General features: G+C 37.2%; 8 protein-coding genes. 6 read left to right on the plus strand and 2 right to left on the minus strand.

Features of this window, described 5'->3' with window-relative positions:
* Positions 1 to 9576 (minus strand): hypothetical protein (locus tag N3F66_05575; GenBank protein MCX8123619.1); only part of this gene is annotated, 9576 nt, incomplete at its 3' end.
* Positions 9573 to 10316 carry a hypothetical protein gene (locus N3F66_05580; GenBank protein MCX8123620.1) on the minus strand — a complete coding sequence of 248 codons (744 nt, stop codon included), beginning with the start codon at positions 10314 to 10316 and terminating at the stop codon, positions 9573 to 9575. The genes N3F66_05580 and N3F66_05575, both read right to left, overlap by 4 nt.
* Positions 10317 to 11116: 800 nt before the next feature.
* Between N3F66_05580 and N3F66_05585 the strand changes: the two genes are divergently transcribed.
* The 6 genes from N3F66_05585 (at position 11117) to N3F66_05610 (ending at position 17163) form a co-directional block, all read left to right on the plus strand.
* The gene (locus N3F66_05585; protein ID MCX8123621.1) at positions 11117 to 11896 is read left to right on the plus strand and encodes a hypothetical protein; all 780 of its coding nucleotides are present in this window, start codon (positions 11117 to 11119) and stop codon (positions 11894 to 11896) included.
* Positions 11893 to 12480 (plus strand): tetratricopeptide repeat protein, encoded by a 588-nt coding sequence (locus tag N3F66_05590; GenBank protein ID MCX8123622.1) that lies wholly within the window; start codon positions 11893 to 11895, stop codon positions 12478 to 12480. The genes N3F66_05585 and N3F66_05590 overlap by 4 nt, the downstream gene beginning before the upstream one ends.
* 1 nt (position 12481) lies before the next feature.
* Positions 12482 to 12946 (plus strand): hypothetical protein, encoded by a 465-nt coding sequence (locus N3F66_05595; GenBank protein MCX8123623.1) that lies wholly within the window; start codon positions 12482 to 12484, stop codon positions 12944 to 12946.
* Positions 12943 to 14310, plus strand: a complete 1368-nt coding sequence (locus tag N3F66_05600) for a TolC family protein (GenBank protein ID MCX8123624.1) — start codon at positions 12943 to 12945, stop codon at positions 14308 to 14310. Before N3F66_05595 ends, N3F66_05600 begins: the two co-directional genes overlap by 4 nt.
* Positions 14311 to 14372: 62 nt before the next feature.
* On the plus strand, positions 14373 to 15731 hold the full coding sequence (locus N3F66_05605) for an efflux RND transporter periplasmic adaptor subunit (protein MCX8123625.1): 1359 nt from the start codon (positions 14373 to 14375) through the stop codon (positions 15729 to 15731).
* Positions 15721 to 17163 (plus strand): Ig-like domain-containing protein, encoded by a 1443-nt coding sequence (locus N3F66_05610; protein ID MCX8123626.1) that lies wholly within the window; start codon positions 15721 to 15723, stop codon positions 17161 to 17163. The genes N3F66_05605 and N3F66_05610 overlap by 11 nt, the downstream gene beginning before the upstream one ends.
* The last annotated feature ends 43 nt before the right edge of the window (positions 17164 to 17206 follow it).

The raw sequence follows: 17206 nt of genomic DNA on the forward strand, positions 1-17206 counted from the left end.
ATCATACTCTATCTTGCCAAATTCCCCAACATAGTAGGTAAACCCCCATTGCTCATCAGGCTTAAATAGCATTCCCATCCGCATCTGTGCTTCTGTCAGCATTGCATTCATTGTCCCAGCAAAATGTATCCCATCATAGCTTTGGTACTTCTCCATCACAGCCGGTATGCTGTGTGTGCCCAGTATCAGTTCATCCTCATATACAAACGGTCTGTACGCCTGTAGTACCTGTTCTTTATTACTTGCAGGCAACCTGCGCCGGTAGGTATCGCCACGTATATTAAAATCATAGGCGCTTACAAACTGCTCTGCTGCATTCCGTGCCTGCTCATTTGCTGCTTCAATCTGCTGTCTGCAGCGCTTCAATAGTTCCGTGAGAGCCTTGAACATCTGTATGTTCTGTATCTTTTGCTGGGCCTGTGCAAAATCCTCTGCAAGCTGCTTTGCCTCATTTAGTACCGCTCTATTATATTTGCGTGTGGTAAGCTTAGTTAATCCAAAATTTACCTTTGTTTTTGTCAGCGCCATTACCTCATCGCTTAAAAGCTCGGGCTGCTCCTTAAGCAAGTCAAGTAGCATTGCGTGCACATCAATTGTTGCAATTGCACCACCATACTTTTCTTTCATGTGCGATAGTAACTGATTAAGAGTCACCTCCATAGTACTAAGACGTGAATGCAATTCCTTTGCGCTCATGTTTTTCTGCACATCGGCAAACCACTGTAGCTTTGCCTGCTCAAGCTGTTTCATCTGCTGGTCCCACTGTCTGTTTGCGACCACTATCTTTTCTTTAGTATCGCTCTGCCAGTTCTTCCATCGGTTTGCAAATGCCTGCAACATCATATCCCACTGCCGCAGCCCCCGTTCAAAGATTCGGCCCGTCATTCTATCCCAATCATCCTTTTTGTCCTGCAACAGCTTCTTTGTAAGTTGCCACTGATACACCTGCAGATCCCGCCTTTGCTTAAGCTCCCGGTCATTTATTCCTTCATACTGCTTCACATACTCCATAAATTTTGAGCGAATCTCATCCTGACTATTGCTATCCATCATTGCATCAAGCTCATTAATCACATCAACCGGTATACCTTCAAGGTACCCCATGTATGCTATCATTGCCCGTACAGTTCCCTTTGATTCAGCACCTATTTGCAATGCTGATTGCTCATATTGTGCAAATTGTCCAAAAAGCTCTTTTTCCACTGCTCTGTCAATAACTACCCTATCGTAACCTTTCCCGGTATACATGCTTTTTGTATAATTTATGTAACGGGCAAGACAGCTTCGCCGCTGCTGATTCATTATGGTAGCATACGTCTGGCTTACCGTGCCTGCATGGTATACTTGTATCAATTCATCAGTTTCATAGCCATTTTCATCGGTCTTATTTACCTTGTTTGTAAACTGTGTTACATTTACATAGTCACCACCTTTTTCCTGTACCACCATGTATTCCAGATCACTTTCCTTCAGTGCTACACCATAATTTTTAGCTATCTCTTGCAATGCCATTTTTAGCGTTGGCTTTTGCACCACAACTTTCTGCCTTGTTTTTGGATTGTAATACACAAATACACCGGTATTTACTTCACCATCAACTGATGCAATTTCTGCATATCTGGCAAGTGAAGCTTTTGCTTGCAACATAACAATCTTTTGTGCCTGAAGCTTTGTCAGTGTGGAATGGATGTTTCGTAATGCTGCTTTTGCATTGTTGTCATGTGTTTTAATATTTTGTTCTGCTTCTATTATTGGTTTGTACAGTAAATCAAGCATCAATACTATAGGTTTTAATACTATTTTATAATATGATTTTGCAATGTTTCGCAGTGGATGTACTTTTTTCCCTAAAACTTTAATCGTTTTATTGTATAAATAATCATACATCTTTTTACTGGGTTTATATATGGTTTGATACGTACCAAGATAATTGACCATTAAATTATCATACTTATTTTCATAATTGCGCGCTCTTAGAAATTCATTAAAATATTGCTGTATGTAATGATTCCCAGTAACTTTCTTATCATTTTTTTGCACCATTAAAAGATACTCATATAAGGGTGAGTCCATCCCTTCAATCTCATTCCCTTCTGGCATCGAGCCAAAATACGGTTTTACATTGAGGATACGCTCACTTACACCATACCATGAGTGGTGCTCATTATAGTAATATGCTGCCGTTTGCAAATGGTGCAACAATGTAGACTGTGTAAAAATTCTATTAAACCCTGCTACATTAGTCACGCCATTTACAAAACCATCATCTATCATTCTGTCAACAAGCCTGTTACGTTCATCTTCATATTCTTTGTCAGTTACCTGCAAAAATGCATCCTTTGTTGTTTCATACTGTGCCTTTGCCTCTTCATAGGCTACACTTAGCTTCTTAATTTCTTGTTGCATGCACATGGCCAGTTTTTCCATGCGGTATGCCCGTTGTGCTTTTCCCCTGATCTCATCTTGTAGCTGTATATACTGCTGATCGTTTTCTACATTCTGCTTCTTTACTTCATCAACCCGCTTTTGCAAGTTTTGAATCTTTTGTTGTACCTCATCACGGTACTTTTGTGCTAGTTCATACTGTTGCCGTGCATCAGCTTTTAGTTTGCTTATTCCTTCATCGCCTCCTTCAGCATTGGTCTGACTATTAAAAAGATACGGTGTTGAAGCGTATGCATAGAGCAATTCTTCATCTTCTTTTAATTTGCGTGCCTCCTCAAGCCTATTATACAGAATGCTGATAATTTCAAGCTGTCTGATATATTCATTCTGCGCTTTGTTATATGCATTCAATGCATTGTTAAAGTTTTTCTGTGCTTCTTCAAAGCGCACTTTTTTACTTACATAGTTACTTTCTGCATTGGTAAAATACACACTCTTTAAATACCCTGCCAGGTTAGCGTTTTCAAGGATTTTCCCCATTTTTTCAATATTTTTGTACGCATCAATGAGTGCTCTCTCCATATTTGCTTCCCTATCACGCATGTTATCAACAAGCTCTTCAACTCTGACATCACTACCACCTCTAATAACAGTTGAAAGATATTGCTGTATGGCCGTAAAGGGAAGCCTTTCCCCATTATTGTTTTCACCGTTATTACTCCCTTCCTCATTGCTTTGGCCACCCTGTTCTGTAATAAGGGCTATTTCATCCATAAACCTGGCATAATCCCTTATAAACGACATGTCTACTGCCCTGTCATCATCACCCGTAAGCACAAACCCACTTGACTCTTCAACTGCCATCTGTGCCACCTTAACCAGGAGGTCAAACTGTACCTGCAAGTTGGTAGCTTCTTCAAGTATTGCATTAAAGTAACTTTTGATATCTCCTGTAAAATATCCCATTATATTGCCAGCATCAGTCACTATATCATCTATTCCCCTTGACTGCCTGTTTTCAATAGCAAGTCCAAACCCCTTTGATCTGTACTCTTCCAGAAAATCAGCCAAATATTTTTCACCTTCATCATGTGTTCCATTTTGATTTGCATCATCATAGTACTTATAATTTCCTGTATTTTCACCTTTTTCAAGTTTTCGGTTTTTCAACTTATCCACATCATTAACAATGAAATCCTTAAACGGGCTTAATGAATTTTCATCAGAGACATAGTCCTCATAGTAGTATTTTATACTTGGGAGATAGTCCCTAAAGTGTGAAAATATTGGCCTTGTAGCTAAAATAAACTGATATACCTCGCCTGCTATTGTTTTATCGCGCTGTGCTGCATATATGCATAGTGCCAGTAATGACTGCAGGCCATTTTCATCATCTTTACCAATGGTTTCAAAAAGTTCTTCGGTTGAATACTGCAACTGTAATCCTGTAAATACCAGTGGCACCTGGCTATCGCTTACTATCAAATTTACCGGATCAGCAAGCTCAGGATACATGGTTGCCATGATAATATAATTTCTTTCTTTTTCCAGGGTGATTCTGTGTTCATCGCAATACTCCTTTAGCGGCGTAGTGCCATCATACTCCATGGCAATATTAGTAAGATGCACAAAACTTTCAACACTTGAAACCATTACTTCATTTTCAGCATCCACTCCATAATATGCAAAAAGCTTTTCTACTGAATCAACAATCATTCCTCCTTTGCGTTGGAGGTAGTATTCCCGTTGTAGTGCATATTCACGTACCCCTTGCGGCAGCCATGCAAGCGATAGCGCAGCGGTATCCTTTTGTAACCAGACAAATAGTGTATGGAAAACATCATAGTGGGTTTTAAAGTAGTGTTGATTGTCATCATCACCATACTGTGTAAGACTGGTAAACCCTGAAGCCATAAAATTTCCTTCTTCTATATTGCCAAACACCTGTGTAAAATCTTCGCTAATTGTTCCACTACTATCAGCCAGTTCAATACAGTATGCAACAAAGTGTGCCAAAATATCCCGTTCACTTGATGCCGTAAATTGCTGAACTTTGTCTATTTTGTACGCTTGTGCAATCAATGAATTGGTGAGAGTTTCATAATATATAGCCTGGAGTTCATTATAATGTTTTTTAAAATACTCCCTTACTTCATCCCGTTTGTATTGAACAAGCTGCCCAAATCTGCCCGCAACAAACTCGCTATCATCAATATAGCCAAGGAGTGCTTCTAATGTTGGCAATTCACCGCTTTTGAGTGAATCATATACATAATTTTGGAAATGCAAACCCAGTGCATACAAAATAAAATCATTTGAATACGCAAATGCATTAAAATTCTCTATATCACCAATACTATTTTTAATTCCTTCATAATAGGCAGCAAGTATCCATAGGTTATCATCAGGTCCTTGTTGTACTTCATCGGGTTTCACCTCGTTGTGCGTCAATTGATCAACTATTCCACGCTTTGCCAGTTGTTTTTCAATTTCACTCTTCACTTTTATAACAAATTCTTCAGTTTTCCCCTGCCCGCGCAAACGCTGGCAGTACTCATCAAGTGTACCATATGCACCAATGCTATCTACCAGAAATCGTCCACTGTAATCCACCAGTTCATATTCACTGCGTATCTTTTCAAGTTTTGAAAGCTGAGTAAGGATATTTGCCTGAATGGTGTGAAATGCAGAATTTTCAATATGTGCCTTTATTTCATTGTAAATAGCTTCGCACTCTTTTAAAGTTGTTATCATTGCATCAGTGTATGCAGGCCAGGTGCCTCGCGGTACAACACTGTTATACGCATAACGCTGCTGTGTATAACTATTATCCCTATCATCACTGTACATGCTCCTTTTAAGTTGAATAAGCTTTCCATATTTATCCTGCAGTTGTGCAAGCTTGCTGTATATCATTTCGGCCTGCTGGTAGGCAGTACGAGCGTCATCCTCTGATGTATATATGTTTTCATACAGTGTACGCTTTGCAAGCAATGCGTGATAACGGTCAACTATGCTAAGCAAAGCCTGGCGCAATTCCACAGGTAATTTCCCAAACTCATGTGTCTGTATATAGCTTTCAGCCTTCTTCCCATACTCTAAAAGTGTAGCTACAGTCTTTGGATTTTGAAGTTCAACAGATACACTATCTGAACTATTTAAACCAAAAATCCGTGCAAGGGTGCCCATCCACCCTTCTTCCTTAACCCTGCGTGCATATTCAAGGGAACTCTTGTAATATTTTTCCACATAACGAGCATATTCTTCTTTCACAAATGCATGTCTTTGTTTTGCATCAACAGGACGCACTATGTCGAATACCTCTGGATGAATAAGTGCCGTAAATTTAATCTTTGCTATATTCTTCTGTTCTTCGGTAAGCTCATTGCCATTGCTATCTTTCCCTGTATCTACAATTGTATTGTATTTTTTTATTAGACTATTGAAATCTGTTTCACTTTTACATTCACTCACCTCTGATGTATACAAATCCTTCACAACGTTTAGATCCTGTATCAAACTCTCAATATTTTCTAAAACACTGTTAAGTTCATCAACATTTTTCACAGTGCAAAGGTTTTCTTCCATACTCAATAACACTGTAAACATGTATGCATACTGTAATCCTTCATCACTGCTCCCATTCACAATTTTATCTTTGCACAATGCATATATATTTTTATATAGACTATCGCCATTAACTGTCTGACCATTTTCCCCCTCCCCATCCTGTCCTTCTTGTTGTTGCAGTCTCTGGCGATATCCCTCAAGAATCTTCTTTACCATAGTAAGCGTTGCCTGAGTTGTGTCAAAATAGCCTCCACTGGCCTCTTTTTCTGCAATTGTAGCAGCTTGCAGTATATTGTCTTTTGTATACGGCGAGGTTTGTAGATTTTCATTCCTCATATCTTTTAAACAATACTTTGCAACTGCATGGGTTATCTCATACAACTCGGTAATAGTCTGTCCTAGCGTTGCAACAGCCCTCTGTAGGTTGGCAGCTGCCTTGGTGTGCTGTTTATCTATTATTTCTTCATAGATTTCATAAAGCTGTGCACATGGTTTATATATCAACCCACTTTGAGTATCTTCTATGGTATCAATGCCATACCTCTTCATGAGGATATTAGTTAAAAGCACCGCTTCAATGCTTTCCTTTATTTCATCACCATTAAGCCCTGTATACTCTGAAAGAATATCACGTATTGTGTCTATCTGCAGTAAACCTGCTGAATACCGTATAAGCAAGTTAACAGCACTTTCACATACGATACTATCCTCAGATAACAGGTACTCAATCTGTTCCTGTATCTTCTGCCATGTTATCTCAGTAGAATAAGTATCATTCTCAGCATTTACCATCATACCATTCAATATATACATTGCTGCATCACGAGATTTCTTTTGTACATCTGCTTCAGAATTTAAAAGTTTCCACTGATTATATACTTCTACTGCATCTACGTATAGTAATTTTGCCTCTTCACGCCGCTTTAATCCCTGTGTTAAAAATCCAATGTCCTCATCCTCCGGATTTTCCTCAAATAGTTCTTCTATTTTCACAAACACTGCATCAGCATTTTCTTCTATTGCAGCAATTACACCATCAATGTTATTTGTTTTTACTATTGTATCCCACGTATTATATGCACCCCCAAATCCTGGTATTTCTCCATTGCCTGCAAGTGCACGGACTGCCTTTTCTATACGCAAAGCATATTCCGCAGTCTGACGATGACGCTGGCTAAGTATCAGTGCTTTAAAATAATCAAGTTTTGCTGAGAACAGCTTTTTTTCTTTATCTTGAATCCTGTTTTTTATTTGGATAATTGTACTTGCTGCTCCCTGCACCATCTGTATTGCCATATCACATGAAAGCGGATTTGTATAGTACAGCGATAGTTCAACTACTTCCTGATACCGCATCTGAGCAGCATAGTATGCAAGGCGCATCTCTTCCAAAAATTTTTGCTTTTCATCAACATCCTGCTGTGAAGCAATAAGAGTATCCTTATATTTCCCCTTCAAACGACTAAGTGCATTGTAATAATCCTCTTTTGCTTTATTATATGCATCAATTGCCTGTTGTAACTGTTTCTTCTGTGTTTGAGCATCAGGCCTTGAAGCTTCATTATACGCATATTCGTACAGCTTCTTTGCGCGCTGATAGCGTTCTTCCCAGTAGGCAAGCGTACATTTTTCTTTTTCCAGTTCAAATTCTGTCTGTGTCATCAAGTACGGATCATGCGTCACAGGATAATTACCATCAATAAGCACTATTCCCTGCGTATCCTGATACCAGTAAAATTGATACAGTGGATTACCTGTCTCATCGTATCGGTTGTCGGCAAGCAAACCACTGCCACCAGTAGTGTACCCAAAAAGAGCTTCAAAGCTTCCATCATGCTTTAGCACATACTGCCTGAAATTATCAAGTCGTGCCGCAATCCATCCGCTACTTTCTTTTTTTGCTAGTAATTGTCCATTCACATAGCTTATACTTGCAACAACGTAATCATTGTACACAGCAGCAAGTTTACTCCTATACTTCACAACACCACTACCGTAACGGTTTACCAGTTGCCCAAACGCCTCATCAAATGGAACAAATCTTTCCGAAAGCAAATATACAAACTGTATAGTTACAATTTCCTGGCATAATTGCTCTGTAAACTGGAAGGCATTGACTCCCTGTATACTATTGCCGATATTGCCTTTGCGTACAGCAATATATAATGTTTTAAAAATATCTTCGTATCCTGCCAATTCGTACGATTCATCACAATATTGCTTTACAAACTCACCCTGTACAAATAATTTTTGCATTGCCCACATGTCCTGCTCATGATACTGCAATGCCAGGCGTGCCACCAGCTGGTTATATCGTAAAATACTATCTCTCCAGTTTTGTAACTGTTCATCAACTGCCTGTTTTATCTGTAATAGATTGCTGTCGCTGCCAAGCGTTTGCGAATACTCACGCAACCACCCAATATTGTCATACGCCATTTTAAGCGATGTTGAGCCCGTCACTATTAAATCGCGAATTGATGCTGAGTAATCGTCAAATCGCTCAATTTCAGTCTGAATTGTTTCATCAAGCAATTTCAAACCACCGGCAAAATCTCTGTCGGTCTGTAAAAATGTTTCTTCCCAGTTTATTATTCCTTGACGTATCTGGCGCTGTATGCTCAGGTACCATTCACTCTGCTTTTGTCTAAGAATATTAAAGGCATTTTCCCATGCAGCATTTGTAGATTCATAATTGGTCAACGCAGCTCTTTCCCATTCAAAGCGTTTAGCAATAAGCTTATCCTCGGCAGCTTTCCATGCATAAATCCCCGCCTGTATCAGCTGTTCTATATCATCTGTTTGTGGTATACTTACCCCGTTCACTACATAGACTAATTTTTCCTCTACCTGCTTTGCAAGCGCATCAGCGGTGTCTTGGGTCTTACTCAAAATATCCTGAGTTATTGACTCTGCTGATTGCTGCTCGCTTTCACGCCGCAAGCTCTTTGTGTCTGTATAATTTTTGGCCATATATGCATTACGTGCACCGATGTAGTACAACTCTATTTCTCTCTGAGCTTCTTTCTTTAACCTGGCAATACGGGCATCTATCTCTTTTATAAAGCCATCCCTGTATGATTCTATTGTTTCACCAATATCTGCTATTGCATCCTCACGCTGTCTACCAAGTTCAATACCAACACTTGCAAGCAAATCCTCTACATAACCCCCCACTGCTTCATTCCATGCACGATAAGCATCAACCATGTTCTGCGGCGCATTCAATGCTTTCATCATTTGTATTTTTTCTAAAAGCTCTTCCTTTGCATACTTTGGCATTACTATCTCAGCACACCGTGCTTCAAAACGTCCCTCTGCCTCTATCAACATCTGTTCAATAGTATGCTTTGCACGCTGCTGTAATTCATAAACCCCCTCATCTGTTTCATCTCCTGTCTGTACAAATCCAAACAATGCCTCCTTTTCCCACAATGTATACGCAAGTCCCGCAGCTTGACTGGCCTTAAGCGTAAAGGCAATTTTATCCCTTTCAGCCAGCGCCGATTCAAGTGCCCGCGAAAGTGTTTCTTTTTGTCTACTGCTTTCAAATGGGATTATGTTTGCAAATGTAAGTGTAGAAACTAAAATAAATGCAATGCTCACTACTACACGTTTCATAAAACCTCCATTGTGGGTATAATGGTAATACTATGTGCGGGATTTGTGTGGGCGATAGTAACTGCCAAAAAAACCTGTAGCAGCGTCAAAACCGTTACCAGCTTTATTTGTATTTGTTTATTCTCCGTGAGATATAAATTATACAGGTAATATTTCAGTTTAGGGGAATAGCGGCTTTTCTCGCTATGCGTATAGAATAATAAGAAACTGGATATAAGTGATGTTATTGAAGGAATATACCTTTGGGGATAGGCCTCACGTTGACGATAATAAAAACGCTCATAGCAATAGGAAACACCATTAAAAAACATCAGTGATGCACATGCCACTGATACCAACAAAATCAGGTTATAAACTGTGCTACCAACACTCGATTCTTTCTTATGTAGTACTGCATACACACATATACTGCACACATCAACGCTAAAAGCCATACTACTGAGTTTTATAAAAGAACAATGATGCGGCAGCATAGCCTCTTCTTCCAGCGCTATTGACTTTTTACTTTTTTGTAATACCACAAGCGCTTTCTGCGTTGCCCTTGCAATGCAATACTTTATATCATTACATTGATACTTTCTGGAATATATGATATTTTCTCTATTACACACCCTTGGTGATTGGATTTCTTTTAAAGTTTTGTTTTTTGCATCCATACCTGATAAGAGCGGTACATAACTATTACATATGCTAGTAGCAACGCCAGAATATACAATTGCACTCTTAATTTTATTATCCACTGGAATTACATAAAGCTCTCTACTATTAAGTTTTTTTAAATAATTCCAGGATGATGCATACGAATTGTGTATCGATATACATATAGCAATAAGGATCAGCAATCTTTTAAAAGCAAAGAAAAAATATTTTGAATACAACAATACCATCTATCCCTCAACGCTTTCACGCAATATCTTTAAAATTAAACACTGCTTTATATATACGATTTCCCCAAATTATTATCAAATCTCAATGATAGGGCGTAAAACTACACTCTATATTTTTTATATACTAATATATGTATTAATTAAATGTAAATAATATTATTAATGTCAAGTATTTTTTTATTTTATAATAGAAAATATATTGACTTTTTACTGTAATATTTTTACTATTTACAACTAATTATTATACAAAACTAATTCAATTGTAAAAATTTTTAATAGTTCATTTTACTCATGAATCCTTACCAAAACCAGGTTGTTCGTCAGGTATTCATGATATAAATATGTGAATGTGGGTAAGGGTGGTAAATGCATACTTCATACTTTTTCAATGAAGTAAAAACTATGAGTTATTAAAAAATAAAATCACCAGCTATATTGAATTTTTTTAACAGAAGCATATTATTATTTCATTTTTATAGAAATATCGTATTGGAAAAGTGGTTTATATAAATATTACGGATGTATTGTACCAGGAAATCAAAAAATATTTAATGCAGGATATATAGTTTATAGAATTGAAAATACATACAAAAAAATTTTTTAAAAATTTTCCTTCACAAGCGTATTAATACATAAATACAAAAGGAGGACCTATGCCCAGCGAAATAATAACTAAATTTATATTACTTAGTATTTCATTATTATTTATTTGTGCATTATTATTTTCCTGTGTTAGTGCTCATATCGAGCCCAAACCACAACAGGTAATTATCAAGGGTTCGCACGGTATTCCAGATTATAATAAACTACATAGTATTGATATAGTAACCCACTATCCATTACCAAACAATGTAAAAAAAATATTAATTCAATATGCAACCAGGGAAAGTCAACCTGACGATACACTTCTATTATGGAATCAGGCAATTCAAAAAGCGTTACTTAGAAATGGATTTTTAATTGTTCAGCAGGACAATAGCGATGATCTTTTCAAAGAGGAAAATTCTGTTACAAGCTATGATGCAATATGCATTGTTGAACATATTCAGCTCAACAAGCAAACTGAAATTATTTCTTTTGAACAGGTTATCGATAACAATCAAGCCCAGCACCAGATATATTATTACATAGTTTCAATAAGTGTGTGTATATCTGTTAATCAAATAATTATATGGCAGGGTGATGTAACCATAACATCATTTGACCTTCTAAAGAACAAAAACCTCATTCAGGAACCTACACTCCATAAAACAGTCACCTATGATTATTCATATTCAAAAAAACTAAAGAGGTGGATAAAGGATAGTCCCACAATTTTAATAACAGATAACTTTAGCAAATACTACAACGATGAGAACATACATCTTCATAAAAAGGAACTCATCCAATTAGCAGTATCTACACTTTTTAATCAATTGAAGGTGGTGCAATGAAATTTCCATGTATAATAATCATAAGTATCTTTTTATTATCATGTTCCAACATACAAAAATCCCAGGAATTATATAATAAAGCTTTAACACAGTATTTGGAAAAAAATTTTTCAATTGCAAAGGAACTATGTCTTCAATCCATAAAAGAAGCCAAAAACCCTGAAGCACTACTTTTGCTTTCAAAAATATATTTTTTTACAAATCACCCAAACTTTGAGGATACAATACAACAATATATTTCACTCACCGAAAGTACACAGGGGTACACACTGTATGCCCGTTGGCAGATGCGTCAAAACAAATTTAAAGATGCAAAAACACTTCTTCAAAAGGCACTTGAACACTCCCCTTACGACCCAGCAGCATCATATATGCTTGGAAGCATACACTATGCAGAAAAAGAATATGACGAAGCTATTATCAGCTTCTACAAAGCCTTTGCTAATTATTACTTCCTTATGCTGATCCATAAACAGCTTGCCACAATCTACTCTGATATTGGTTTGGCTGATCGATCATCAAAGCATACTATTATGGTAAAAGCAATTACTGCTTTTGATAAAGAATTTCCAATGGAGGAATAATATGCAGATTTTAAGAATTGCATGTGTTATGCTGTGCACTGTAATATCATGTAAAGGGCTCAATGTTCAGACAGTATCGACAGGCAAGATTTTAAATGATTCAATTTACATAAATGACGTTCGAATTCATCATCAGGCATACACCGACATAAAAGATGCATTAGCTTCAAATATAGTATTTTACCTTCAAAAAAACAGCTTCAAAGCCGCTTCATATTTTTCACAATCTCTTCACCAATCTAATTACCGTTATACGCTCGTAGTTGACGTTTTTATTACAAGCACAGGCGATATTTTGAGCCCTGTCCAGAATCTTTTACTCTATGCAACAATTCAGGATTCATCAGGACATGTTGCTACCATACAGCTCAGTTCACAAAGCTTTGATATACGACGGAGTGATGACCAAACAAAAGTAGCCCAGACTATTGCTCAAAAAATTGATGATATGGTGCAGAAAAAATGAAACGGGGAATATGTATTATATACACAATAGTCATTACAGCAAATATAGCATCAGGGCAAGAACCATTTACACTTAAAACTGCTATTGAGTATGCACTTAAAAACAGCATAACATTAACTTCATTAAAAGCAAGAGTACAATCCACACGGCTTATCATTCATGAGCGGTTGCGTGAACTGCTCCCCTCCATTACTGTACAATATACAAAAATGGACAACGTAGCAATACGAGAGCAGGACACACGGAATCAATCATTACTCTGTACTGCGCAGTATGACATCTTTACCAGCAGAAAAGCCCTCATAGCGTATTCAATCTCCGAATTGGAATCATTACTTGCACTAGAAGAATATAATATAGAAAAAAACACTATTATTCTCAACACCAAAAAAGGATATTTTGACCTTCAAAAAAAGAAAAAGGCAATAGAAATCTATACTATGCTATTAGATAGCTTTTTATTACAAAAGCAGATTATCACTGCTCAACAAAAATTGGGCATGGCAACCGAATTAGAGCGCATACAGGTAGATGGCAAGATTGCAGAAGCTCAGTATAACATCATATCCGCTCAAAACGATTATGCTAATGCACTTAGTGATTTTGCAACATTTCTTAATATTGAACCATCCCGCATTGACGTTGAGGCCCCCCAGTTTGAAGAATTTCACGACAAATCTTTGCCAACAAAAGAGCACCTCATTGCTTTAGCTTTACAACAACGCAATGAATTGAAAAAAAGTCACTATGCAGTAATTAAAACACAAAAAGAATATGAGTTAGCACGCTACTACTATATGCCAAAAATTCAAATCTTTGCAAGCTATGGTTATACTGGTGAACAATTCCCTATGAATAAACAAACCTGGAATGTTGGCATTTCAGTTACAAGCACCATTTTTGGGAATACAGTAAATGCAGGCAATAGTTACGGAAAAAAGGATAATGGCAATACAACCACTTCCGATAGCAATGCCTCATTGCAGGTATATGATGCACCTGATTTTTTACGTAACATAGTTGATTCTGAAGCTGCATATACACAGGCAATACAAACCTACGAACAACTCAAGCGGTCCATAGCTAGCGATGTTTCAAAGACCTACGATAGTTTAATAGAATCAACAAAAAAAGTAGAGATAGCAAAGCAACAAGTATTGCTACTTGAAAAACAAGCAACTATTGAAAATGAACGTGTACGGCTTGGTGATATCACTCGCTATGATGTATTAAAAACACTTTTAGAGCTTTCACAGGCACGATTGCAACTACAATCTACAATTACTGATGTCTTTATTGCCATAGCTTTACTAGAAAATGCTGTTGGAGTCCCACAGGAATCTTTTTTTAAGGGTGTTCAATAATGAGAATGTTATATATGTTATTAACTCATAAGAAAAAAGTTTTGTTTGGAGTCCTACTCTGCATGGTTTTATCGATAGTGTATGGCATTATTTCACTTTTCATAAAAAAAACCAATGTCCCCGATACTCAACCCATTATTGAGATAGAAACGATGACTATAACTCCTCAAACAATTACTAAAATCTTACCTGCTGTTGGAAGCATTCAATATAAAGACAAAGCCATTATATCATCAAAAGTATTTGGAAGGATTGAAAAAATCTACACCGAGCAGGGCACCATTGTCAAAAAGGGGCAGATACTTGCAAAAATTGAAACCTATCCTCTTGAGCTTCAGCTAATGGAAGCACAGGCAGAACTTGAAAAGGCAAAAGCAAACCACAGGCTTGCTGAAGAAAAGCTCATTCAGTCACAGCGTACTGTTGAGCAACGTTTGAAGGCAATTGTAAAAGCTAAATTAGAGCTTACTGATAAATACGTGACATTAAAAAACACTGAAGATGTGTTAAAGAAGAAAGAACAGCTTTTTAAAGCAGGTGGCATTACCCAAACTGAATTAAACTCTCTTAAAACAAACTACCATACTGTAAAGACTCAATTTTTACAGGCCAGAAAAGATTACGAAACGCTTGTTGTTGGGTATCGCGATAGCGATATTAAAAAAGCGGGGTTTGTAATTCCTTCTAGTGATGAAGAAAAAAATAAATTGTTAATAAAGATCAATACCGCAATTGAACAAGCAGAGTGTGACGCTGCAAAAAGTCAGGTACAGCAGGTTACTACTCAAATAGAGATAATCAAAACCAATATAAAAGAAGCAACTATCGTTTCTCCAATTAATGGTATCGTTGCAATACGTTCAATAGATATTGGTGAAAAGGTGAGTGAAGATACCAATCTCTTTGTTATTATCAACACTGCACAGGTTTACTGTATTGTGCAGATGAACGAAAAAGACCTCCCTATGATAAAACAAGGACAAAATGTTGAACTAGCTATCGATGCACTTGGAAGTAAAAAGATACATGGCAGGGTATTTTTAATTAGTCCAATAATTGATCCTTCTAGCAGAACTGCAGAAGTAAAGATTCTTTGCTCAAATTCCTCAAATGAGCTTAAACCCGGTATGTTTGCTCGTGCTTCTATCAATATAGGAGCCATACCTGATGCTATTCTTATCCCTCTTTCATCAATCAAAGAAGGTGAAAAGCCAGCCGTATTTTGCATCAGGAATACTATGGCGTTTGAAACACCAATCACAATACTGGAGCATATCAATGAACAATATGCTCTTGTTAAAACCGGGTTGTCCGCTGGTGATATGATAGCTATCTCACACATCAAGCTTTTGTACGATAAAGCCAAAGTTAAGCCTATCTCAATGCAATCGCAGCGTAGTGGAGGGAATAATGAAAGCTAATGTGTACGTGGTAATGCTAACACTGATGATCTTTTTTTCATGCGGGTACGATATTACTCCACCCAGGATTGTATCGTATATTCCTGGCAATGGAACATCTGCCCCCACTAGTACTTCAATACAAATAACTTTCTCTAAAACAATGAACAAAGACATCACGCAAAAAGCATTTTCACTAATGTACGGCGAAACCGAATCAATCCACATCAATGGAAAGTTTGAATGGAGCGATAGTAACCAGATAATGACTTTTATCCCCGAAAAAGAGCTAATCCCTGGTTACTATCGCATTATTGTAGATAAAACAGCCTGTGACACACATAACAACACTTTAGTCACTCAGCACCTATCACGTTTTTACGCTGGCTTTGATTATACCAACCCTTCAGTCACAAATTCCTCACCACAGGATGGCGCACTGAACATCCCTTTGAATGCTATAATAACAATACATTTTTCCGAACCAATGAATATACAGTCAGTACAAAAAAATATTCGCATTTCACCTGCTTTTGGTTATACCGTTTTGTGGGATAACCAATTCACAACACTCATACTGTATCCTCACGAACCATTACTATTTAATACATGGTATTCAATAACCATACCAACCAATTGTACAGACATTGCTGGTAACAGCATCCTCAACCAGTATGAATTTCGTTTTAAAACTGGTACCGAGTATGTGCGTCCACAAATTACAGGAATCTACACCACATCAATTGCAGAAAATATGGCACAAGCTTTAAATTTTACTATATTTGAAGGTGCAAATATAAACGATGAGCTTATTCTTCAATTTAGCGAACCAGTTGATGAGTCAACCCTTTTAAATGCTCTCATTATAAATCCAGCAGTCTCCTGGCAGCCATTATGGAACACATTATACACCAGTTGTACCATTCGCTTTGCTCAGAGTTTGCAACCCAATACACAGTATGAACTTTTACTCACTACCAGTTTAAAAGACAAAGCAGGCAACTTTCTGTCAGACAATCGTTGTATATACTTCATTACCAATGGTCCACTGTCACAACGTCCAGAAATCATTCATGTAGTCTGCAATGAAACAGTAAACGGGCAAGTTCAATTGGGACCATATAGTCAAATAAATAATTTAGGCCAAGAGCTTACTGTGCAAAACAATAGTTATACTTTCACCATCACATTTTCTATGGACATATTGAGGAATTCAGTACCTGACAATGTTAGGATAGAATATCTACATGGAGAACAACCTGAAATGAGCGGAAATATTCGCTCTTTCCAATGGGGATCATCACGCATACTTACACTTACTATCGCAGCAATCGAAGGAGGCAATGTCTATAAGCTGACAGTTAAAGGTGGTGATAGTGGTATTACTGCATACACAGGAATACCGTTAAAGGAAAATATGAATTATATCTTTTACTTTGAACCACAGGATTAATTGTGTAATTTTCACAATGTCTTATAAAAATAGGGTGATTTCT

The sequence above is a fragment of the Spirochaetota bacterium genome (assembly GCA_026414805.1).
GTDB lineage: Bacteria > Spirochaetota > UBA4802 > UBA4802 > UB4802 > UBA4802.

Excerpts from the sequence above, each read along its gene's own strand:
- N3F66_05585 (MCX8123621.1), top strand. The coding sequence starts at position 11,117 with ATGCCCAGCGAAATAATAACTAAATTTATATTACTTAGTATTTCATTA.
- N3F66_05590 (MCX8123622.1), top strand. The coding sequence starts at position 11,893 with ATGAAATTTCCATGTATAATAATCATAAGTATCTTTTTATTATCATGT.
- N3F66_05595 (MCX8123623.1), top strand. The coding sequence starts at position 12,482 with ATGCAGATTTTAAGAATTGCATGTGTTATGCTGTGCACTGTAATATCA.
- N3F66_05600 (MCX8123624.1), top strand. The coding sequence starts at position 12,943 with ATGAAACGGGGAATATGTATTATATACACAATAGTCATTACAGCAAAT.
- N3F66_05605 (MCX8123625.1), top strand. The coding sequence starts at position 14,373 with ATGGTTTTATCGATAGTGTATGGCATTATTTCACTTTTCATAAAAAAA.
- N3F66_05610 (MCX8123626.1), top strand. The coding sequence starts at position 15,721 with ATGAAAGCTAATGTGTACGTGGTAATGCTAACACTGATGATCTTTTTT.